Annotated in this window: 15 protein-coding genes and 7 pseudogenes; 11 read left to right on the top strand and 11 right to left on the bottom strand. The window is 32.3% G+C overall.

The annotated features are described in order from the left end of the window. Positions 1–5: 5 nt before the first annotated feature. Positions 6–971, bottom strand: coding sequence for an MlaD family protein (locus P5P87_RS25040; RefSeq protein WP_278020988.1), 966 nt, complete (start codon positions 969–971; stop codon positions 6–8). Between the two features lie 50 nt (positions 972–1,021). Further along, on the bottom strand, positions 1,022–2,143 hold the full coding sequence (locus P5P87_RS25035; RefSeq protein WP_278020987.1) for an N-acetylmuramoyl-L-alanine amidase family protein: 1,122 nt from the start codon (positions 2,141–2,143) through the stop codon (positions 1,022–1,024). A gap of 49 nt (positions 2,144–2,192) precedes the next feature. Between P5P87_RS25035 and P5P87_RS25030 the strand changes: the two are divergent. Beyond that, positions 2,193–4,926 (top strand): annotated as a pseudogene (locus tag P5P87_RS25030) (putative LPS assembly protein LptD). A gap of 28 nt (positions 4,927–4,954) precedes the next feature. Further along, positions 4,955–5,336: pseudogene (locus tag P5P87_RS25025) on the top strand (RidA family protein). On the opposite strand, the gene P5P87_RS25020 reads toward P5P87_RS25025, so the two are convergent. The 7 genes and pseudogenes from P5P87_RS25020 to P5P87_RS26025 form a co-directional block, all read right to left on the bottom strand. Beyond that, positions 5,317–5,691, bottom strand: coding sequence for a methylglyoxal synthase (locus tag P5P87_RS25020; protein ID WP_044048067.1), 375 nt, complete (start codon positions 5,689–5,691; stop codon positions 5,317–5,319). The pseudogene P5P87_RS25025 and the gene P5P87_RS25020 sit on opposite strands and share 20 nt — an antisense overlap. A gap of 10 nt (positions 5,692–5,701) precedes the next feature. Beyond that, the gene (locus P5P87_RS25015) at positions 5,702–6,553 is read right to left on the bottom strand and encodes an N-acetylglucosamine kinase (RefSeq protein WP_198856318.1); all 852 of its coding nucleotides are present in this window, start codon (positions 6,551–6,553) and stop codon (positions 5,702–5,704) included. A 129-nt stretch (positions 6,554–6,682) separates the two neighbouring features. After that, a pseudogene (gene gap, locus P5P87_RS25010) lies at positions 6,683–7,688 on the bottom strand (type I glyceraldehyde-3-phosphate dehydrogenase). Between the two features lie 93 nt (positions 7,689–7,781). Beyond that, positions 7,782–8,769, bottom strand: a pseudogene (pfkA, locus tag P5P87_RS25005) (6-phosphofructokinase). 308 nt (positions 8,770–9,077) lie between these two features. Next, positions 9,078–10,484: a translocation/assembly module TamB domain-containing protein gene (locus P5P87_RS26035; protein ID WP_340696601.1), complete on the bottom strand. Its 1,407-nt coding sequence runs from the start codon at positions 10,482–10,484 to the stop codon at positions 9,078–9,080. After that, complete coding sequence (locus P5P87_RS26030; RefSeq protein ID WP_340696600.1) at positions 10,441–12,729, bottom strand: translocation/assembly module TamB domain-containing protein; 2,289 nt, start codon at positions 12,727–12,729, stop codon at positions 10,441–10,443. Before P5P87_RS26030 ends, P5P87_RS26035 begins: the two co-directional genes overlap by 44 nt. Continuing rightward, positions 12,677–13,615: an AsmA family protein gene (locus P5P87_RS26025; protein ID WP_340696599.1), complete on the bottom strand. Its 939-nt coding sequence runs from the start codon at positions 13,613–13,615 to the stop codon at positions 12,677–12,679. The genes P5P87_RS26030 and P5P87_RS26025 overlap by 53 nt, the downstream gene beginning before the upstream one ends. A 194-nt stretch (positions 13,616–13,809) precedes the next feature. Here P5P87_RS26025 and tsaD point away from each other — a divergent pair, with 194 nt between their 5' ends. The 8 genes and pseudogenes from tsaD (at position 13,810) to P5P87_RS24960 (ending at position 20,973) form a co-directional block, all read left to right on the top strand. Further along, the gene (gene tsaD / locus P5P87_RS24995; RefSeq protein ID WP_278020986.1) at positions 13,810–14,832 is read left to right on the top strand and encodes a tRNA (adenosine(37)-N6)-threonylcarbamoyltransferase complex transferase subunit TsaD; all 1,023 of its coding nucleotides are present in this window, start codon (positions 13,810–13,812) and stop codon (positions 14,830–14,832) included. Positions 14,833–14,834: 2 nt separating this feature from the next. Next, entirely contained in the window at positions 14,835–15,548 is a 714-nt protein-coding gene (locus tag P5P87_RS24990) for a 16S rRNA (uracil(1498)-N(3))-methyltransferase (RefSeq protein ID WP_198856322.1), read from the top strand. 65 nt (positions 15,549–15,613) lie between these two features. After that, entirely contained in the window at positions 15,614–16,252 is a 639-nt protein-coding gene (locus P5P87_RS24985; RefSeq protein WP_198856323.1) for a DUF4159 domain-containing protein, read from the top strand. Positions 16,253–16,262: 10 nt separating this feature from the next. Beyond that, a pseudogene (locus tag P5P87_RS24980) lies at positions 16,263–16,761 on the top strand (TrmH family RNA methyltransferase). 295 nt (positions 16,762–17,056) lie between these two features. Then, positions 17,057–18,085, top strand: a complete 1,029-nt coding sequence (locus P5P87_RS24975; protein WP_278020985.1) for a zinc metalloprotease — start codon at positions 17,057–17,059, stop codon at positions 18,083–18,085. A gap of 39 nt (positions 18,086–18,124) precedes the next feature. Next, positions 18,125–19,217, top strand: a pseudogene (locus P5P87_RS24970) (AI-2E family transporter). Between the two features lie 2 nt (positions 19,218–19,219). Further along, positions 19,220–20,402 (top strand): annotated as a pseudogene (locus tag P5P87_RS24965) (THUMP-like domain-containing protein). A gap of 4 nt (positions 20,403–20,406) precedes the next feature. Further along, complete coding sequence (locus P5P87_RS24960) at positions 20,407–20,973, top strand: hypothetical protein (RefSeq protein WP_278020984.1); 567 nt, start codon at positions 20,407–20,409, stop codon at positions 20,971–20,973. Here P5P87_RS24960 and P5P87_RS24955 read toward each other — a convergent pair whose 3' ends face one another. Beyond that, positions 20,974–21,621: a M15 family metallopeptidase gene (locus P5P87_RS24955; protein WP_278020983.1), complete on the bottom strand. Its 648-nt coding sequence runs from the start codon at positions 21,619–21,621 to the stop codon at positions 20,974–20,976. Positions 21,622–21,880: 259 nt separating this feature from the next. On the opposite strand from P5P87_RS24955, the gene P5P87_RS24950 reads away from it, so the two are divergent. Next, a complete protein-coding gene (locus P5P87_RS24950) occupies positions 21,881–22,351 on the top strand; it encodes a hypothetical protein (protein WP_278020982.1) in 471 nt (156 codons plus the stop codon). A 58-nt stretch (positions 22,352–22,409) separates the two neighbouring features. Here P5P87_RS24950 and P5P87_RS24945 read toward each other — a convergent pair whose 3' ends face one another. Next, complete coding sequence (locus P5P87_RS24945; protein ID WP_198856331.1) at positions 22,410–23,513, bottom strand: fatty acid desaturase family protein; 1,104 nt, start codon at positions 23,511–23,513, stop codon at positions 22,410–22,412. Positions 23,514–23,605 lie beyond the last annotated feature (92 nt).

Genomic DNA, 23,605 nt, shown 5'->3' with positions numbered 1-23,605 from the left:
TATACTTATTTTTTATCAGTTGAGTTTGTTTCTTCTGTTGGTGCTACGTATGGTTTGTTTTTCTTTCCAAAAAGAGAAACGTTTACGTAACGGGTTGGATAAAGACGAAGGTCTTGCAATAACAATTCTAGCTCTTTTGAAGTTTTAGTCAGGTTATTGTACAATGCCTCATCGTTAAGTATTTTTCCTGCTGTCCCTTTTCCAGAATTCAAATTACTCATTAAAACATCAACTTTAGCTAAAGTTTGGTTCAAGTTACGAACTGTTTTACCTAAATCTGCCTTGTTCAATGAATCTGAAATCTTATTGAAGTTGCCAGACATTTTATTGAAGTTTGTAACCATTCCATTTATCTGACCTTTATTGGTATCTAAGATATTGTTAAGACTGCCAGATGCTTTATGAAATTGTTGCATTGTTTGACTCAACTCAGCAATTGTTTTCTTTAGATTTTCCTGAGTATTCTTGTCTAAAGTATTGTTTAATCCTGTAACCAAATTATCAATATTCAAAAGCATTTTATCAAGCTTTTGCTGAATTGGCTCTATTTTTCCTCCTAATGATTCTGTCAACCCCAATTCAACAGTAGAAGTTAATTTCTGTCCGTCTTCAGCTAATTCTTTGTCAGCAAAATTTGGAATGATTTTAATTTGTTTTCCTGCAATTAAACTTGGAGAATAAATTGCGGCTGTACTGCTTTTAGAAATTGGAAAATCTGTTTTAAGCTGAAGTTCAACCAATAATTTACCAGTTACTTCATCAATTGTAATTTTACTTACTTTACCAATTGCAAGTCCGTTAAGTGTTACTGGAGCTGATGGTGCTAAGTCTTCAACATTATCATATTCAGCGTATAATACGGTATAATTAGTAAAAAGATCTCTGCCTTTTAAAAAACTATATCCCCAGATAAATAATAAAATAGATACGATGACTAAAATAGCCGTTTTAATTTCTCTTGTTAGTTTCAAAATTCTAAGTGTTTGTACAAAATTAATATAAATATTCGAACTTGAGCTTATTATTTAATCGCGTCCTGAATACTGATTTTTTCACCATCTTTAGTTGCTACTAAAAATGCAGCGCCATATCCTTTACTTTTAGCTTCTTGCAGATATTTTTGGGCTGTCTCGTAACTTGAAGTTTCTTCGTAGAAATATTTATAAATATTGTTTTCATATACCATCGTTACATTTTTCAATCCTTTAAAGTTTTTAGGTTCTAAAGGTGTTTTTTTGATGCTTGCAATAAGCTGTACTTTAAAAAAAGTCCCTTTTGGACTATTCTTCGCTACTGCAACTGGCGCACTTGTTTTAGGTTTTGCAGGAGTAGTGTCTCTTACGGGCCGACTCTCAGTAGCTTCCGCTCCTGTCCCAAAATATTCGCGTTTGTAACTTAAGATTGCTTCTGCAATTGCTTTCGCAATATCATCTTGACCTTCTTCAGAATTCAAAATATTTCCTTCTGTTGGGTTCGACACAAAGCCAGTTTCAACCAAAACTCTTGGCATATATGCTTTGTGAAGTACCATAAAAGGCGCTTGTTTTACTCCTCCATGACGAAGTTTTTTTCCTAATTTTTCAAAATTTTCCTCTATTTTGGTAGCAAGCGTTATACTATTATCTAAATATTCTTCTTGCATTAAAGTCATACCAATCATAGATTCTGGAGAATTAGGATCGTAACCTTCATATTTACGTTTATAATCTTTCTCTAATGTAATTACAGAGTTCTCTTTTTTCGCGACTTCAAGGTTTGATGCTACTTTACTTAAACCCATAACATAGGTTTCTGTTCCGTCGGCTGCTGTATTTTTGTTTGCATTACAGTGAATAGACACAAAAATATTCGAATTTGCTCTGTTTGCAATATTAGCTCTCTCTACCAAATCTATAAAAACATCTGTTTTTCGAGTATAAATTACATTAACATTAGGATTTAGCTCTAAAATCTTTCCTACCTTCAAAACAATAGCTAAAGCAATATTTTTTTCAATTCGTCCACTGTAAACAGCTCCAAAGTCATGATCTCCATGTCCGGCATCAAGTGTTACCTTAAACACATTTGACTGACTATGAGCACAAAAGGACGATATTATTAGAAATAAAGTAAATATTACCTTAAATTTGTTAATTCTATTCATAAATCTAAAAGTTAATTTTAATAAAATGCAGCTGTTATAATTTTTAGAATTGATTATTTTTGCCAAAAAATTATATGTAAGTTTGACATGTCAAAAAACAAGCCATAATTTTACAAAAATAGCATTTAAACCTTTGCACACAAACTTATTTAATATCGTTTTAATATCATTTTTCCTAACTATAGGTTGTGGTAATATATACTCGCAAGAAATAAAAAACAAAAAAAGCCTTTACCTGCTGTAAAACAAACAGATAAAGAAAATCCTGCAATTACAGATACCATAAAACTAGATACAGTTAAACCAAAAAAGACTTTTTGGATGGAAAAGTAAGATACAAAGCAAAAGACTATGCTAAAATTGATCAGAAAAAAAAGCTGATCACTTTATATAATGAAGCAGAATTATACTATAAAGATGTCGAATTAAAATCGGGTATAATTGTTCTTAATTACGAAAAAGATGAAGTTTATGCAGGAAGAATTAAGGATTCTGCAGGAGTACTAACACAATTTCCGAACTTCAAACAAGGATCAAGTGAGGTACAGCCAGATTCGATCCGTTTTAATTTTAAAACTAAAAAAGCTTTAATTTATAACTCAAGAACAAAACAAGGAGAATTAAATATTAAAGCTTCTGTTACCAAAAAAGAGAATGACTCTGTATACTTCTTAAAAGGAGCAATTATTACAACGGCTCAAGATATTGATAATCCTGAGTATTATTTCAAAACCAGCAGAATTAAATTTGTACCAGGCAAAAAAATTGTTGCCGGTTTAACGCAAATGGTAATTGCTGATGTTCCTACACCACTTGCATTACCTTATGGTTTTTTCCCTTTAAGCAAAGAAAAAAGCGTCTCTGGTATTATTATTCCGAGTTATAACGATTCTAACACACGTGGATTTTCATTGCAGAATGGAGGTTACTACTTTGCGTTAAGCGACAATTACGACTTAACTGTACTTGGAGATTATTACACCAACGGAAGTTACGCCATGCGTTTTGAATCTGCATATGCTACTCGATATAAGTACCGAGGAAATGTCAATATCCGTTTTGAGAATTTAATTAGCAGTGAGCGCGGGTATCCTGATTATTCAAAACAAAGTATCTATAATATACAATGGTCGCATTCTAAAGACACAAAATCAAATCCAAATTCAACTTTTTCTGCTTCTGTCAACATGGGTAGTAGTAAGTATTTCAAACAGTCGATCAATCAAGCAAATATTGGATCAAATTTAAATAACACATTAAGTTCATCTATTTCATATAACAAAACTTTCAACACCATTCCTGGCTCACGTATTTCGTTATCTGCAACACATAGCCAGAATACGCAAACAGAAGACATTATTATGACTCTTCCATCCTTACAAGGAAGTATCGATCGTGTTTATCCTTTTGTTGGAAAAGATGGTGTAAAGAAAGGATTAATCAAAAACATCAACTTACAATATAATGTAAGCGGTAAAAACTACTTTAAAACAAAAGATTCTTTGTTTTTTAAACCGCAGATGTTTGACGATGCGCAATTAGGATTACAACAGACTATTCCGTTGAGCACTAACTTTAAGATTTTCAAATATTTTAGTGCTGGAGCGTCTACAACCTATCAAGAAACATGGGTTAACAAAACAATCCAAAAAGAGTACGATCCTACTGCAGGACAAACAGTTAATAAATCTATAAACGGTTTTGACTCTTATAGAACTTATAATTTCAGTACCAATTTAGGAACAACGATCTACGGAACTTTTAACTTCGGAGACGACAAAAGAATTCAGTCAATTAGACACGTAATGCGTCCAAGTATAACTTATGCTTATACGCCAAGTTTTGAAAGATACTACGACACTTATGGAGTCGATGCTTCTGGAAGAATTACTTCTGAATATACTAGATTTGAAAACGGATTATTTGGAGCACCTGGAAAAGACAACTCTAATATTGTTGGTTTTGCCTTAAGTAATACTTTTGAAGCCAAAGTAAGAGACCGAGACAGTACAAAAACAGAGCCTAAAAAAATAATGTTGCTAAACAACTTAAACTTTAGCACAAGTTACAATTTTAATGCTGATGGCAAATCTACTTTTGGCTGGCAACCTGTATTGGTTAGTGGTGGAACACAGTTTTTTGACAATAAAATGAATATGAACTTTGGAGCCACATTAGACCCATATGCAATTGATAATGGAGGTAACAAAATTGACAAATTCAATATTGACAATGGAGGAAGTTTATTTAGAATGACTAGTGCAAACGTAACTGTAAACTACTCATTCTCTAATAAAGGAACCGGAAAAGAGAAAGAAAAGAATACCCAAAGTCAGCGGAACGGAGGACGAAGCGATGACTTGTTTGGTACAAATACCGACTTAAACGACAGCCGTAACAGCCAGTTCGCTAACGAGCCTGAAAAAGATGATGTAATTACAGAATTCTTCAACTCTAAAGTCCCTTGGGACATGACACTTGCCTATTCGTTAACGTATTCAAACGTAAAGCGAGAAAGCACTATTTCTGGTAATTCGATTATGATTTCTGTCAATACCGATCTTACTCCTAAATGGAAAGCCGGTGTTTCTACAGGTTACGACTTTGTACAAAAAGGAGTTACCTTTACACAATTCCGTTTTGAAAGAGATTTATTAAGTTGGAGAATGGCCTTTAACTGGCAACCATTAGGAACGAATTCTAACTGGAACTTCTTCATCGGAATTAAATCTGGTATGCTTAGCGATATCAAATGGAACAAACGAAGCGTTTCTAACAGATAAACTACTTTCGAATCAAAATAATTTCATTATGAAAAAAATCATCTTTACCGAGAAAGCTCCGGCTCCAATCGGACCGTATAATCAAGCCGTATTGTCTGGAAACACACTTTATGCCTCTGGACAAATTGCAATCAATCCTGAGTCAGGAGAATTGATTACAGACAATATTAACGACGAGACCGATCAAGTGATGAAAAACATTGCTCGCTATTCTTGAAGCTGCAAATATGACTTTTGAGAACGTTGTAAAGTCAACAATCTTCATTATGGACATGAACAACTTTGGAGCAATAAATACCGTTTACGGATCTTATTTTAACGAAAAAACCGCTCCAGCTCGTGAAACGGTTCAAGTGGCATGTTTGCCAAAAAATGTTAATGTAGAAATTTCTATAATTGCTGTGCAATAGCATCTAATAATAATTGTGCCGTTGCTTCATTGGTTGCCAGCGGCACATTATGCACATCGCAAACGCGAATTAGCATGTTAATATCTGCTTCATGCGGATGACTTGACAAGGGATCTTTAAAAAAGAAAACCATCTGCGTAATTCCTTCCGCAACTCTTCCTGCAATTTGCGCATCGCCTCCAAGAGGTCCAGAAAGCATTCTCTGAGTTTTAAATCCAGCAGCTTCTGCTTTTCCTCCAGTAGTACCAGTACCAATAAGCCTTATTTTTTCATTGTGTAAAACAGCTTCATTTTTGATTAAGAAATCAATTAAATCTGCTTTTTTTCCATCATGAGCAATAATGGCAATTTCCATAAAACCAGAACTATTGATTAGCGACATGGTAAGCAATTAATCCATCAATAGGTCTTCTTAAAACATTCCCTAATTGAAGTTCATATTTATTAAATGTCTCTTGCAATTCATCTTTCAAATAAAATGCAATAGAACCAACAAAATGTACTGGAACTTCTTTGCAGTTATCGAATTGTTTGATGTAATTTTTAACAAAAGACTTCATTCCTTTGAAAATGATTTTTCTGCAGAACTCAGTATCTTTATGCTTAATTAAGAATTTAGCATAAGTAGCTAAATAAGCATTAGGATTTGGCTCTTTATATAATTTGTTTTTAATAAAATCTGGATCAACGTCGTACTCTTTTTCAAGTTCAACAGCCAATTCTTTAGGCATTTTATTAAAATAGTATTTTCTAATTAATTCTTTTCCAAAAACGTTACCGCTACAATCATCCATTACGATGTAACCTAATGATTGTACTTTTTGATGCAACACTTTTCCATCAAAGTAACTGCAATTAGAACCTGTTCCTAAGATCGAAACTATAGCTTCTTGTCCTTTTGGAGTTGTTGCATATACTGCCGCATAAGTATCTTCTTGAACGTCTACAATTGCGTTAGAAAAATACTCTTGGAAAATTCTTTTTAACCACTCTTTCATTCTATCAGTACCACATCCGGCACCATAAAAGAATAAATGTGTAGCATTTTTTTTGTTTTGTAAGATATCAAAACGGTCATTTAATCTTTCAATGATTTCTGGCTCGTCTAGAATTTCAGGATTTAATCCTAAAGTTTGTGTTGTGAATAATACTTTTCCATTATCATCTATCGCAATCCAATCGGCTTTAGTAGATCCACTATCAACTATTAATTTCATTTGTTTAGTTTTTGGAATTAGGTTTTCTATTTTTAATTTAAAAGTGTGTTTTTTACATTAATTATAGAGGTAACAAAATAAGAAAATCCCGTTATTATAAGTAACGGGATTTTGCAAAAATATATATTATTATTTTAAACCTGCAATATGTACAGATAAATCAATTAATTTGCTTGAGTATCCGTACTCATTGTCATACCAAGATACTAATTTGAAGAAAGTTGAGTTCAAACCAATTCCTGCACCAGCATCAACGATTGAAGTTCTTTTATCAGAAATAAAGTCTTGAGAAACAACTGCATCTTCAGTATATCCTAAAATACCTTTCATTTCGTTTTCTGAAGCTTTTTTCAATACAGCTAAGATTTCTTCGTAAGTTGTTTCTTTAGCAACTTTTACAGTTAAATCTACTACAGAAACGTCAGCAGTAGGAACACGGAAAGACATTCCAGTTAATTTTCCATTCAAAGATGGGATAACTTTTCCAACCGCTTTTGCAAGCACCTGTTGAAGAAGGAATGATGTTGATTGCAGCAGCACGTCCACCTCTCCAGTCTTTTCTAGAAGGTCCGTCAGCTGTCATTTGAGTTGAAGTAGTTGCGTGAACAGTAGTCATTAAACCTTCAACGATTTCGAAATTATCGTGGATAACTTTAGCTAAAGGAGCTAAACAGTTTGTAGTACAAGAAGCGTTAGAAACAACTAAATCAGAAGCTTTTGCAGTTTCGTGGTTAACTCCCATTACAAACATTGGAGCATCAGCAGAAGGAGCAGAAATGATAACTTTCTTAGCACCACCTTTTAAGTGCTCACTTGCAGTTTCGATAGTTGTGAAGATACCAGTACATTCAGCTACTACATCTACATCAACTTCGTTCCATTTTAAATCAGCAGGATTTCTTTCTGCAGTGATACGGATGTTTCTTCCGTTTACATATAATTTTCCTTCTTTAACTTCTACAGTTCCGTTGAAACGACCGTGAACTGAATCATATTTTAATAAATAAGCTAAGTGATCTACGTCTAACAAGTCATTGATTGCAACAACTTCTACATTATCTCTATTGAAAGACTCTCTAAAAACGATTCTTCCGATACGTCCAAATCCGTTTATTCCTAATTTTACTTTTGACATTTTACTAAATTTTTGCTTTTGTTTTTATTACACTAATTCAAAGTCTAATTTCCTCACAATAAACTTCTCTTTCTTTTTTAAACTTTATATTGGTTATGTCGACATGATGTCAGACACTCTTAACAATTCTCTATCAATTTCTGATTTACCTTTAATAGCTTGCTCAAGTGGTGTTAAGATTACTTTATCTTCACGAAGTCCAACCATATAGTTCGATTTTCCTTCAATTAAAGATTCTACAGCTTTAACTCCTAAACGGCTTGCTAAAACACGGTCAAAACAAGATGGAGAACCACCACGTTGCATGTGTCCTAACACCGAAACACGCACATCGTATTCTGGCAAATTAGCTTCAACATAATCTTTTAATTCGAATACGTTTTTACCAATTTTATCTCCTTCAGCAATTACAACAATACTAGATGATTTTCCTGACGCTTTACTTTTTTGAAGCGAATCTAAAAGACGATCTAAACCTAGATCTTCTTCAGGAATAAGAATTTCTTCTGCTCCTGCACCAATACCTGCATTAAGAGCAATATGACCTGCATCTCTACCCATAACCTCTACAAAGAAAAGACGGTTATGAGAACTTGCAGTGTCTCTAATTTTATCAATACAGTCTACAACAGTATTTAAAGCAGTATCATACCCTAAAGTAAAACTTGTACCATAAATATCATTATCGATTGTACCTGGAATTCCCATAACTGGGAAATCAAATTCTGAATTAAAAATTAATCCTCCAGTAAAACTACCATCACCACCAATAACAACCAAAGCATCAACACCTGCCTTAACAAGGTTGTCGTGTGCTTTTTTTCTACCTTCAGGGGTTCTAAACTCAACTGAACGAGCCGATTTCAAGATCGTTCCACCTTTGTTTACAATATTATTTACGCTACGTGGTCCCATCTCCTTGAAGTCTCCTTCAATCATTCCTTGATACCCTCTATAAATTCCGATGCATTCTATATTATGGTATGCGCAAGTTCGAACAACTGATCGTATTGCGAGCATTCATTCCAGGTGAATCTCCTCCTGAGGTAAGAACACCTACTTTTTTTATTGTTTTTGGCATTATTTAAGTATTAAAGTGTAAAATTAGCAAACATTCAGCACTTTTCGGGTTACGATTATCATAAATTAATAAAATCTGTTAAATTCAAACGTTTTCGTTAATAAGTTTTTTCTAGGAAAAAATTTCATTAAAAATAATAAAACGCTATTTTTTTAATTAAATCGTCAAAATTAACAATACCCTGATGAAGTGTTATAAAAATCAGAATTTCCTGCTCACATGGAAAATTTTATTAGAGTGCCTAAATTTAGCACAAAAAAACCATTATGAGAATAATGGTTTTATAAATGCCGATTTTTAACAAAGTGTTAATAATCGTTATCTGGAATCAATCCTTGATTATTAGTTGGTGCCTGCTGTTCTTTTTTCTTCTTTTCTTCTTCTTTCTTTCTTTTCTCCTCATCTTCTTTTGCTTTCTTCTTATTCTTTTCCGAATCTTTTTTACTTGTAAAATTCATGTAATCCGGATTTAGATAAGAATCCTGCATTTGATCGGCAGAAGAACCTTTTACAGCTTTTTCTATTTTATGGCTTTTAAATAACTTATTTACAAGCTCGCTAAAGGTATCAAAATCTACTTCATAAGAAATACCGACTCCTTGTGTATAACCAATTCCTTGTCCTATGTAATTAATATCATTTTCCTTATTGAATAAACGGAGATTCATTGTTCCATCTTCATTTACACGATATAAAATCTCAATATCTCCAACAATTGCAGATTCATTTACACCACCAACAGGAACTCCCAATTTACCATTAATCGTAATTCGTTCATTTACCTGAGACGATATATTGGCCACAAACTGACCATCAACCTCCTGCCCTGTCCTTCTATCTGCGGCGATATAATTTAAGTCAATATTTACTTTATCATTATCTGATTTGATAATCCCTCCTAATAAACTTGAAGCCGTTTCTGTTAATGTTCCAGAGAAATCTCCCTGACTAAATCCGTCAGTACTCATAAACGAACCTGTCGACAGCAGATAGAGTGCCTGCGTCTGGCGAATATCTTTGTCATCAAGCTTATATTGTATTTCCGATTTTAAAACATTACTCACAGAAGGGAATTGAATATCAAAATTTGGTTCTGGACTCGCCAAATCTCCTCTCAATCCGATAACGACCTCTACAGGAACTTTTTTATTAAATGAAGAAGTATTATCTAAAAGTACTGCCGGATTGGCTTGGGTTTTGTAAACTGCTTCCAAATTTAACTGAGCACGCATCGGGTTTCCTTCCCAAATAATCGAACCACCTTTTTTAACCGTAAACTTTTTATCGATAAGTCCGCCATATTTAAAGTTATAAGTTCCTTCATATGCCTGGAAATCTCCCCACATATTGAATTTACCCAATGTATTAATTTTAAACAAAAGCGATCCGTATCCTTTTCCTTTCATACCATGACCAGAATTTCGATCTAGAATAACTTCTACTTCGGCATCTGGTGTAATATCAAAATCAAATTCCAGTTCAAGTCCGTTATAATCTCTTGTTTTCTCAACAATTCCATTAGCTAGATTGTACTTCTCTTTTGGCGTCACAAAATGAATCCAGCTACTTTCTCCAACACTTTGCGTGTTATTGATTGGAATCTTAACCTCAGTACCTTTTTCAGATTTTGCATCTACTTTAATAAAAAGAGCTTCAACAGGACCTTTTATACTAGCAGATCCATTTATAAAGGCTGTTCCAAAATATGCGAGCATCTTCACTGTCCTTTGTGTCCAATGCAACTAATCGTTTAGAAGTAACATTTAAATCTAATTTCCAATCACCAAAATTATTATGCTCGATACTTCCGTTCAGCAAACCCTTTGTCCCATATTTAGTATCAGTCAACTGATTATTTCTAAACAAGAATTTTTCGTTAGTTAAATCAATTACGGTTCGATCACTCAGTTCATAATCAGTATTTAGATACGGAATTGTCATTCCTGCTTTCTCAACATACAAACGTCCATTGATTTCAGGTTTTTTCAAATTTCCAATAACAGCCGCGTTTCCAGAAACAGAACCTCTAACATTAGAGATAACATCACCTCCTATAGTTCCTAATGTAGCCAAATTGAAACCTTCCAGCTTCAAGCTCATATCCATGATTGTTTCTTTATTCTCAATAGCAAAAGTTCCGTTGGCTCGAAACGATTCGGTAAAGCCATTTTGGATCGATGAATTAACTGTGAATTTCTTAAAATTCTCATCTCCCGAAATATCAAAATTAAGCGTACCCAATTCCGTCTTATTCATCACAAGATGGTCAATTTTAATGGATGCCGTGGGCTGATAAACATTTTTATTCTGCTTATAGTTCACATTTCCATTCAAATTACCATCAAATACAAATTTGGAATTTACCGGTGTAATTTTATTAATATCAACATCTTCAAAAGTGAGGACCAGATCTTTATAATCGGTGCCTTTTATAACTCCGTTTAGATCAATTTTTTGGTTTTCGTGAGATAAAACAATATTATCAAATGAGAAATTTTTAAAGTACTGATCAACTATAATCTGATTATCTTTTTCAGCATTTTCATTTAAGTACCACAGATAGTCTTTAAACTTCATTTCAGATTTCTTGATTCCGATAATATTATTTTTATTCTTATCAATGGTATGATACAAATCTAGATTAAAGTAATCCTCACCTTCATTTCCTCCTTTAAACTCCGAACGCACATAAAGAGTATCATTTGCGGTAACATTAATCAAATTAAAATCTCGTATTTTATAATAAGGTGTTTTTATACTGTCTAACTCAACATAAGCATTATAAAGCGGATTCTTATTGTCAATATTAATACGGATGTTATCAAATGTATTTTTATCAGCCGTGATTTTTTTAGATCTGAAACGGAATTTAAACTCTTGTAAATCAGAATCTATTTTCCCTCTAACAACTGTAGACGAATCAATATTAATTTCTGGATAAAGCATTTCGACCACTTTATCATAAACACGGAAATTGAAATTTAAAAACTGTCCTTTTTTAACTTTGTAAGGTTTATAGTTGGTGTACAAACTACCAACTGAATTCATGACCAATTTATTTAATTGATCAAATCTAAATTTACCCACAATTTTTCCGTCGACAACATCATTTGAACTGATGGTAATCGTTCTCAAACGATCAGCATCAAAACTTGAATTCAGATTTACTTGATCAAAAACATAAGTCGATTTTGGATTTTGATATTCTGCATCATTAATAAAAATATCACCCTGCAGATTTTCAATAGAATTTCCAGATAGCTGAACGACAACATCGCCTTTAAAATGAGAAATCGAATCGCCAACAAATTTAAGTTTTCGCAAATCCGAATTTTCGACATTGATATGGAAATCATAACGATTTTCTTTTTTGCTCAAATCTAGCAAACCATCAAAACTTAAATTCAAGTTAGGATCATTAATAGCAATTTGCCCTTTATAATAAGGAAGCTTAAAATTTCCGTTTACTACTATATTATTATAGGTGTATTTATTGTAATCTAATTTCGAAATGTCTCCTTTTATAACAGTATTCAAATATTTTTCAGTAAAACCAACTCCATCCACATCTAGATTCAAAGTAGTTCTGCCAATATCTTTTCGGCTTAAAACAGCACCAACATCAAAGTTTGTCAAAATGATATTTCCAGAGTAGGAAGCTTTATCAATAAAATCCATATTATTCATATGAAGATCGACTTGTCCATTCCCAAGATCGGTTGCCATTTTAAAATCTGTTTCTAAGGCTGTAGTCGAAACTTTTGCTTTTCCAACAATATTAAACTTACCGATTTTTTTCATTTCTTTCGGAAGCCTTTTTCCTAAAACCTCAGGAAGTAGCACCACTAGATCATCATAGCTAGAAAGCAACTTGTCAAATTTTCCATCCATAGAAAACTTCTGGTCTTTACTGCCTAAAAAGATTTCTAAAATTAATTGTTCCGTTAATTTTTGACCCATTTGTATCACTTAATCTTAACCTTGTTAACAGCATGTTATTAAGCGGACCGTCTAGTTTTGTTTTTAGCTTAAAATGCTGGTTTTTGCCTAAACCATCGTAAAAATGACGAATATCGTTTGTTGCAATAGAAGAAGAATCTATCAACACATCAAATCGAACTTTATCTGTAAAATCCAGAAAATCTGAAGGCTTGTAATTTAGAATTGCCACACCGTAAATGGAAGATCTTTTGGTTTTAATAGCCAGATTTTCGACTATAATCTGTTTTTTGGTATAACTAAATTTCCCTGCAAAATTAGAAACATACAAACCACGGTGATCCATAAACGAAAATCGGTGAATGTTTGTATTTACATCTGGCCCATACAATTTAAACTCGCTGATATAAGCGTTTAATTTTGTAAAATCTAGAAACTTTGGAGTCGTTTTATTTTCATCAATAACAGAAAATCTTCCTTTTTCTATATAACCATTTTTAGCCGTCAGCAAAAAATGCTTTGTTGATTTTTTCTTAGGTGTATCTTCAACTTCAAAAGCTTGTATAAACTTATTGATATTGTTCTCGTCTTCGCCTTTATAAGTTTTCAGATTAAAAATCAAGCCTGTCAAACGTAAATCTCCAAAAATCAAATCTCCATCTAACAGTCTGCTGAAACTGGCAATATCGGTAGTAATAATATCCGAATAAATCATCGTTTTTTTATGATGATCTAAAATCGTTACTTTCTTCAATTTTACTCCACCAAAAATGTTGATTGCCGTTTTTTCGACATTAATATTAACCTTGTAATCTTCGTTTAATCGGTTGGTAACATAATTAGCAATCTGTGTCTGAACGACAGGAAGAGATAGTATGATAGCAAGCGCTAACAAAAGTAAAATCAACCCAATTAGGGTTCGTGATATTATTTTCTTTACTTTTTTGATAGCTTCTTTAATTTTAGTTTCTTTTAAATTTATTTTGAACAGACAAAGAACAGCTGTTTTTGATAAAAATTCTTTAATTTTGGGGCACTGCTTAAATCAAAGAAATTTAATAATTTGATTTGTCAAATATAATTCAAAATTTGTGCCTTTATATGCAAAATCCAGAGGTTTTTATTCTAGCCATCGAAAGTTCATGCGATGATACTGCTGCCGCGGTTTTACATAACGACAAAGTATTGTCAAATGTTGTAGCCAATCAATTAATTCACAACCAATATGGAGGCGTAGTTCCAGAATTGGCCTCACGCGCGCATCAGCAGAATATTGTTCCAGTGATAGATGCCGCACTTCGCAAAGCAAATGTACAAAAAGAACAGCTAAGCGCAATCGCATTTACGCAAGGGCCAGGATTGATGGGCTCTCTATTGGTGGGAACTTCTTTCAGTAAATCATTATCGTTAGCCTTAAACGTGCCTCTAATTGCTGTAAATCACATGCATGCTCATATTCTAGCTCATTTTATTGATGAAGAAGGCTATGACAAACCAGAATTTCCATTTTTAGCCTTAACAATCAGTGGTGGACATACTCAAATTGTAAAAGTGAATAGTTTTTTTGATATGGAAATCATTGGAGAAACTACAGATGATGCTGTTGGTGAAGCATTCGATAAAAGCGCAAAAATTCTTGGACTTCCTTATCCTGGTGGACCTTTGATTGATAAATATGCGAAAGAAGGAAATCCGAAAGCCTTTCCTTTCACAAAACCTAAAGTTCCGGGATTAGATTTTAGTTTCTCAGGATTGAAAACAGCTATTTTGTATTTCATTCAAAAAAACAAACAGCAGAATCCAAATTTTATTGAAGAAAATCTAAATGATATTTGCGCTTCTATTCAACACACCATTATCGAAATTTTGATGGATAAAATAAAATTGGCTGTAAAAGAAACTGGAATTACTCAAATTGCTATTGGCGGAGGAGTTTCGGCAAATTCTGGAATCAGAGCAACTTTAAAAGAAACTGAAAGCAAATACGGTTGGAAAACTTTTATTCCGAAATTTGAATATACAACAGATAATCTTGCAATGATTGGAATTGTAGGATACCAAAAATACTTATCTAATCGTTTTGAAACTTCTGCTGTAGTTTCTAAAGCAAGAATCGAATTTTAATCATGCAGTTATTTTTTAATCCGAATATAGACGAAACAACCGAAAGTTTTTCTTTTGATAAAGAAGAAAGCCGTCATATTATAAAAGTTCTTCGAAAAAAAGATTCAGATATTCTGCATGTTACCAATGGTTTTGGATTATTATTTGAAACTCAGATTACTCTGGCTTCAGATAATAAATGTACCGTTGAAGTACTTTCTATAAAAAATGCCGAAAAGCCAAAATTTCATTTGCATTTGGCTGTCGCGCCAACTAAAATGAATGATCGTTTTGAATGGTTTTTAGAAAAAGCAACTGAAATTGGCATTCAAGAAATTACACCTATTTTCTGTGATCGTTCTGAACGAAAAGTAATTAATCGTGATCGTTTCGAAAAAATCATTTTATCAGCAATGAAACAATGCAACGAAACATTTCTTCCAAAATTAAATGAAGCTGTTTCTTATAAAGAGTTCATTAAACAAAAACAAAATGGCTTACAATTAATTGCGCATTGCGAAGAAACGGATAAAAAGTCACTAAAAGAGGTTTTAAAACCAAATGAAGATGTTACGATTTTAATTGGCCCAGAAGGCGATTTTTCTGAAAAGGAAATTGCATTGGCAATAGAAAACAATTACAAACCTGTAACTTTAGGAAATACGCGTTTAAGAACAGAAACAGCGGCGGTTGTGGCTTGTCATAGTGTTGTTTTCTTTAATGAAGTTTCTAATTAAACACAATTTTGTCATTTCGACGAAAGAGAAATAGTACGGTAAAGCCCTATAATTTAAAAAATCAAATGAAAAAAATATTTTACTTATTATTACTTTTTTCAATCTCTTCTTTTTCGCAAGAAATTGCTTTGCTTAAATATAGCGGCGGCGGCGATTGGTATGCAAATCCGACATCATTGCCAAATTTAATCAGTTTCTGCAATGCTAATATTAATACCCGTATTAAAAGCAAACCTTCTACTGTAGAACCAAGCAATCCAGATTTACTTTCGTATCCATTTGTACATATGACTGGTCACGGAAATGTCGTTTTTAGCGATGCTGACGTAACCAATTTAAGAAATTATCTAACGGCTGGAGGTTTTCTGCATATCGATGACAATTACGGAATGGATCAATTTATCAGAAAAGAAATCAAAAAGATATTTCCGAATAATAATTTAGTTGAACTTCCAGCAAATCATCCAATTTTTCAGAAACCATTTCCTTTTCCAAACGGATTGCCAAAAATTCACGAACATGATGGAACTCGTCCGCAGGCATTCGGAATTTTTATTGATAACAAACTTGTTTTACTTTATACTTACGAATGCGATTTGGGTGATGGTTGGGAAGATCCTGAAGTTCATAACGATCCTGCAAACGTAAGAGACAAAGCGCTAAAAATGGGCGCCAACATTATCAATTATATTTTTACCAATTAAATTTTAGAAAGTGCGACTAACTCACGAAGAAAATCAATTTGAAAGAAAAACATTTCCTATTACTTTAATATGCGATCATATTTACTTTCAACAGAATATTGGTTCTTTATTCAGAATATCTGAAGCTTTTGGAGTTGAAAATATTATATTTTTCGGAAAAGATATTCCGCTGACACCACGTAAAATCAATAAAACTTCACGCAGTACTCATCTTCATGTGGCTCATTCTGTTATTGAAGATTTTGGTGAACTTCAATCCTATTTACTTGATAATAATTTTGAAATTATTGCCTTAGAAATCACTTCGAATAGTAAACCCTTAAAAGAAGTTATGATTCCTTTCGACAAAAAAATCGCTCTTTTGATTGGAAGTGAAATTAATGGAATTTCTGAGGAACTTCTAAAACTTTCTCATCAAATTGTACATATCAATATGTTTGGCAAAAACAGCAGTATGAATGTGGTTCAGTGCTGCAAGTATTGCACTTTATGAAATAACTTCTTTGTAAGACATACTTTAAAACCGTTTTTTTCTTCCCTCAAGTCAAAAATTTACTGATTCTGCAAATACAAAAAAATCGTTAAACTGCAAATAATCAAGACGTAATGCATTAAAAAAATGAAAAAGAAAGAAATAACTTATTAATATTTTATATTCAATTTTTGTAGGAATCAGTATTTGTAAGGGTTTATAAAATTTCTCACAAAATAATCTTTGTAATATTTTTCTACAATATTTTTTTGTTATAAAATTGTTGCATTATTCAACTAATCAACATTTTTATAACAAAAACCCAAATTATTATGAAAAAAGTTATTATTACCACATTTGCAGCATTAATGCTGTTTGCTTGTCAAAATGAACAATCTGATTCTGCCAATGCAGATGCAACTGTTGCTTCTAGAAGAGGATGCGCAACACAAGAAGTTTTAGAAGCTCAATTGAAAGCTGATCCTTCATTAGCTATTAGAATGAACGAAATTGAAACTTTTACTACACAACATGCAGGTTCAAATTTTACAGGCCGTTTGGTAAATGGAAAAATCGAAATTCCAGTTGTGGTTAATGTTCTTTATAGAACTGCTGCACAAAACATTTCGGATGCACAAATTCAATCACAAATCGATGTTTTAAACAAAGATTTTAATGCTTTAAACTCAGATTATAATAATGTGCCTGCATTATTTGCTGGAGTTAAAGCAAACATCGGAATTACATTTGTTTTGGATCAAGTTATTAGAAAATCTACAACTAAGACTTCTTGGGGAACAAATGATGCAATGAAAAAAACTGCACAAGGCGGAATTGCTCCTACTTCTCCAACTACAAAATTAAACATGTGGTCTTGCAACATTGGCGGTGGAATTTTAGGTTATGCACAATTTCCTGGCGGTGCTTCATCTACTGATGGTGTGGTAATTGATTCTCGCTATTTCGGATTATCTGGCGCTGCAAACGCTCCATTCAACTTAGGAAGAACGGCTACACACGAAGTTGGCCACTGGATGAATTTACGTCACATTTGGGGAGACGCAACTTGCGGAAGCGATCTTGTTGCAGATACTCCTACTCATAATGATGCAAACTATGGAGTTCCTGCTTACCCACATTACAGTACTTGTTCTGGAACGCCAGTAGAAATGACAATGAACTACATGGACTATGTTGACGATCTTGCAATGTATATGTTTTCGGCAGGGCAAAAAAGCAGAATATCGGCTATTTTTACAACTGGAGGTGCTAGAGCAGACATTTGCGCAATAGTAGAATTAAAAAGTCAATCAAAGCGAGATGTTTTCATCTCGCTTTTTTTGTTTGATGTTAAATTTTAGAATGCTTTTTCCTATATTTATGCTCTAAAACTTGAATTAATGATAACATCAAAAATTATTGCAAATGGAATTTTACGAGCGCTCGCTGTAATCTTAATTATAGCAGTTGTGCTTTATTTTTTATATGAAATTCAGACGGTAATTGTCTATCTATGCATCTCATTAATTTTATGTTTAATTGCCAACCCACTAGTTTTATTTTTAAAAAACAAGCTAAAGTTTGGCAATTCATTGGCCGCAACAACAACTATTATCTTGTTCATTTTCCTGATTGTAGGCTTTATTTTATTGTTTGTTCCGTTAATTATTTCTCAAGCCAACAATTTATCTCTTCTAGACACAGCACATCTTCAGGCACAATTTATACAAACAGAACAAAGCATTGAACAATATTTTAATATTCAGCATGTTGACTTAAATAAAGTCATAAAAGATTCTAAACTAACCTCTATGTTAGATTTTAGCTATTTTACTGGATTTATCAATTCAATAATAAGTTTTATGGCCGATATGGGAATGGGATTGGTTTCTGTTTTCTTCATCACCTTTTTCTTTATAAAAGATCAGGAGATTTTTAAAGCTCAAGCCCGCAGAATACTTCCTGACACAAACGAAGACAAAATCTTAAATTCTATCACTAAAATAAATCATTTACTAACACGATATTTTATTGGACTTTTCTTTGCAGCTTACTGTTGTTTTTATTTTGTATCTAATTGTTTTAATGATTTTTGGAAATAAAAACGCTTTTGTAATTGCCTTTTTATGTGCTATTCTGAATGTTATACCATATATAGGGCCAATTATTGGAACTATTTTAGTCGCACTTTTAACCATGATTAGCTTAATAGGTCAAGATTTTCAATCGCAAATTCTTCCGACAACAATTTATGTCGTAATTGGCTTTTTATTGGTTCAGGCAATTGATAATAATATCAGTCAACCGATAATTTCTTCAAAAAGCGTAAATTCGCATCCTCTGGAAATATTCCTCATTACTTTAATCAGCGGAATTACATTTGGAATCGTCGGAATGATCATTGCCGTTCCTTTGTTTACTATGATAAAAGTAATTTTAAAAGAATTTTTTCCTGAAAACAAAATTGTCTCCACATTAACCGAAAGAATATAGTTTTGAACATTTCTATTTTGCATCAAGATATACAGGAATTTATAACCCAAAATACTGGTGCAGATATAACAAAATTGGCACTGCAGAAAAATCCATTTCCAGAAGTAGATTGGATTTTAATTTTAAACCAAATTGAAGCCCGAACTAAAGCTAAAGAAAAACTTCCGTCTTGGTTTGCTTGCTGAAAATATAATTTATCCAAGCAAAATATCTGTAGAACAGACCTCTTCAGAAAAAACAGTCGCTTACAAAGCTTCTTTAATTTCTGGTGAATCTTTAATTGATTTAACTGGAGGTTTTGGTGTCGATGATTATTATTTTTCGAAGAAATTTAAATCGATAACGCATTGCGAAATCAATGAAGAATTATCTGCTATTGTTTCGCAAAATTTCAAAAAATTGCAAGTTGAAAATTGCACTTTTCATGCTGGAGATTCTATTCATTTATTGGAAGAAACGAATCAAAAATTTGACTGGATTTATATTGATCCTTCAAGGAGGAACGACAGCAAAGGCAAAGTTTTCATGCTGAAAGATTGTCTTCCAAATGTTCCTGAACTGCTTGATTTTTATTTTGAAAAATCAGATTCTATTTTAATTAAAACTGCGCCATTATTAGATATTTCGGCAGGATTATCAGAATTAAAAAATGTCAAGAACATTCATATTATAGCGCTCGAAAATGAAGTTAAAGAACTGCTTTTTGAGATTCACAAAAGTTATTCTGGTAGAATAACTTTAAAAACCGCCAATATTTTAAAAGAAAAAATAGAAACTTTTGAATTTGTTTTAGGCGAAGAAATCTCATTCCCATCTTTTGATTTTCCAAAGAAATATCTTTATGAACCAAATGTCGCTATTATGAAATCTGGCGGTTTTGATGAAGTAAGTATTGCTTTTAAAATTGACAAACTTCATAAACATTCTCATTTGTATACTTCTGATGAATTAATTGATTTTCCAGGAAGAAAATTTGAAGTTCAAAAAGCCATTTCGTACAACAAAAACGAGATGAAAAATGAACTTGCAAATAAACAGGCAAATGTCACAACTCGCAATTTTCAGGAAACAGTAGAAAACATTAGAAAAAAATGGAAAATAAAAAGTGGAGGTAATTTGTATTGTTTTTTTACAACTGATGTAAAAGATAACAAAATAGTTTTAATTTGCACCAAAATAAACTAATACAATGAAACACCTAATTACACTAACCCTTTTTTTATTGACCATTACTGCATTTGCGCAAAAACCATGTGAATACAGCGTAAATGTAAATGACTCTATTGGAAGCTATAAAGTAACAAATGAGTATTTAATGAGTGAGAAATATTTTGGAGGAAACTTTGATTATATCTTCTTTTCATTAGCCCAAACAGACGGATTGCCTACTTTAAATTTACAATCTATTCAAAAAAGTAAAGATTTTATTAAAGCCAACTGTTTCGATAAAAATTCAAAAATCTTTTTACAATTAGAAAATGGAAAAATTGTAACATTGATGCATATCAATCAAGAAAATTGCGGAACATTAGTTCGTGACGACAAAGGATTTGACAACCGCATAAACACTGGTATTTTTATGTTTATGAAAGACAATTACGAAGAACTAAAAAAATCTCCGATCTCAATTATGCGAGTGAAATATCTAACAAATGTTGAAGATTATATCGTAAAAAGAGAACTAACCTCTGAATTGACTGGAAAGGTTACACACCCAAATACCTATTTTATGGAAAACATAAGATGCGTTGAATAATTAATCGCATTTCCATTTCTCGTTGGACACTTTATCTTTTAAACCTGCTTTTAAATTATAATGCCACCATTCAGAATCAAAAGAATTGAAGCCGTTTTTAATCATTGTATTTTTTAGATACTTTCTATTTGAAAGAATATCTTTTGAAAGCTGTTTAAAATTATGACTGGCCATAATTCCGAAAAAATCAAAAGACGTTCCCATATCAACTTCTTTTCCTGTAACATCAACTAAAGAAATATCTACGGCTCCTCCTCTATTATGGATGGAGCCTTTTTTTGGATCTGCAACATAAATAGGATTCGAAACAATCTCCCACATTTTTTTCTGAATATCTAAAGGCCTGTAGCAGTCATACAATTTAATTTTATATCCTTTCTTCTGAAAATCTTTATTGGTCGCAATTAGTGCTTTTACAGTCTTTAAACGAAGCATACATTCAGCACAATCGTAAACCTTTGTTTTCAGAAAATTATCTTCGGTCGCATATTTCATATCGTATACAAAATCATTACTATAATCTCTTAGATTTACAAAAGTAGTATCTGAAATTTTAACTTCTGAAGGAGAAGTATAAACCTCGTTTTGCGCTTGTAGAGTGCTAATTCCTAAAAGAAAAAAAGCTATAATTTTTAATGTATGATTCATTGTCAGATAATTTAAAAAACTGAAGTTAAACAAAAAATATCAAAAATCGATTTTTACGATTTCTCTTTAGAGCTAAAAATTTATTTTTTTGAATCTGAAATCCGTCATAAATTACTGTTAAAAGAAACAATATTTTTAATATCTTTATGAAAATTAGATCATTACGACTTTGTAAAATAAATTATTAATTTTAAAATCAGTTATATTATGAATTACAGAGCCAAATACATTTCAGTCTGCCATTGTAAGCAGTTTAATCTTGTTATCCTGCAAAAAAGAAATTATTAAAGAAGTTCCTAAAACAGATTCTACTTCTATAAAAACTGAGGCTTTACAGGCAGATAGCACTGTTTTAAACCCAAATGATTCTTTATATGCTTTAGTAGATAAAAGTGTTATTGGGACTCAATTTTTAACTAAAAGCAGTTTAGCGCCAAGATTAAAAAAACTTTTAGGAGCTGACTACGATGCAATGATAAAAAACTGGAATACCGAAACTCCTTTTGAAAAACAAGATAATGTACTGCACGCTTGGGGTTGCAAACAGCATGACTGCAGCACTTATTCTTATGATTTGTATATTGATGTTAAAAACAATAAAATAAACGTCTACAAATTTTCTGAGTCAAAACTGACGATTTTTAAAGAAGATAATTTTGAGATTGAGATTACAGGCAACTTTTTAAAAGATTTAAATATTAAAAAGGAGAATACAGAAATTAAAAAATAATACATGCATAAAAAAAGCGGTTTTAAAAAAACCGCTTTTTTATTAAATATCTTGAAGACTATATTTCTCCTGTAATTAAAATGTTCTCTTTTACGCCTTTGTCTCTCAACATTCTAAAATGAGAACGAACAGCATGATGAAACGGATATGAAGTATAAGGAAGATTATATTCGGCTGCATAACGTTTTATAATTGGCGTAATATATGGATAGTATGTATGCCCAACCGCCGGAAAAAGATGGTGTGCTACATGATGAGTAAATCCGCCGTATAAAAAATTAGCCAATTTACTTTCTGTACTAAAATCTTTGGTAACAATCATCTGATGCATCACCCAAGTATCAGAAAGATTTCCGTCTTCATCTGCATGAGGAAAATGAGCATCTTCGTCAACATGAGTAGAAACTAACGCCACAACACCAATTGCGCTACCGCATAAATGCATTGAAAGCCAAGCAAAAAGAACCGTATACCAAGGCTGGCTCAAAAGCACCATTGGAATGAAAAGCAAGTAAATTAAATTAATAATTTTAGCCACAAACAATCTGTAAACTTCTTGTCTTGGAATTTTATCTACTACTTTCTTTACATAATTATCCTTTTTACCAAAAAAGTCTTTAAAATCTCTAATATAAAGCCAATTTAGGCTATAAAAAGGATAGATAAACCACATGTAAATGTGTTGATACTTATGGTAATTAAAGAGCGGACTGTTTGGGAATATTCTAATAATATCACTCTGTTTGATATCAACATCCCAATCTGGCACATTTGGGTATGCATGATGCAGACTTATATGACGTCTCATCCAAAGCCAATGATTACTCCCGAAGAGTTCTAAAACATATAAAAACCATTCATTATGCTTTGGCTTTTTAAACAAAGCTCCATGTGCAGCATCATGAAAAGCATTTATAAATAAAACGATCATTGTAATGCCAGACAAAATGTAAAAAAGAAACAATAAGGGAGTCTGATTCCCGAACATTAAAATACAGGCGTAGAATAAAAAAAATACTGCTAGAAGCCCTAATGACTTCACAACATTTAATACATACAAGGACGAGTTTTTTAAGACCGTTTCATTCACTTCTAAACGCATCTTTTTAAAAAAATCATCCGCTCCTGGTTTAACATAAACCGGTCGTTTTAATTTTTCCATATTGGTTACTGCTAGAAATTGTTAATCAAATTTAGTAAAAAAAAACTTAACTACTTGATATATACCTAACTAAAAATGAAGTATTTTATAAC

Origin of the sequence: Flavobacterium ginsengisoli (genome assembly GCF_029625315.1) — a bacterium.
In the GTDB taxonomy this organism is placed as follows: Bacteria; Bacteroidota; Bacteroidia; order Flavobacteriales; family Flavobacteriaceae; genus Flavobacterium; species Flavobacterium ginsengisoli.
Note: the sequence above shows the minus strand (reverse complement) of the source record. Positions and strands in the feature narration are given on the sequence as shown.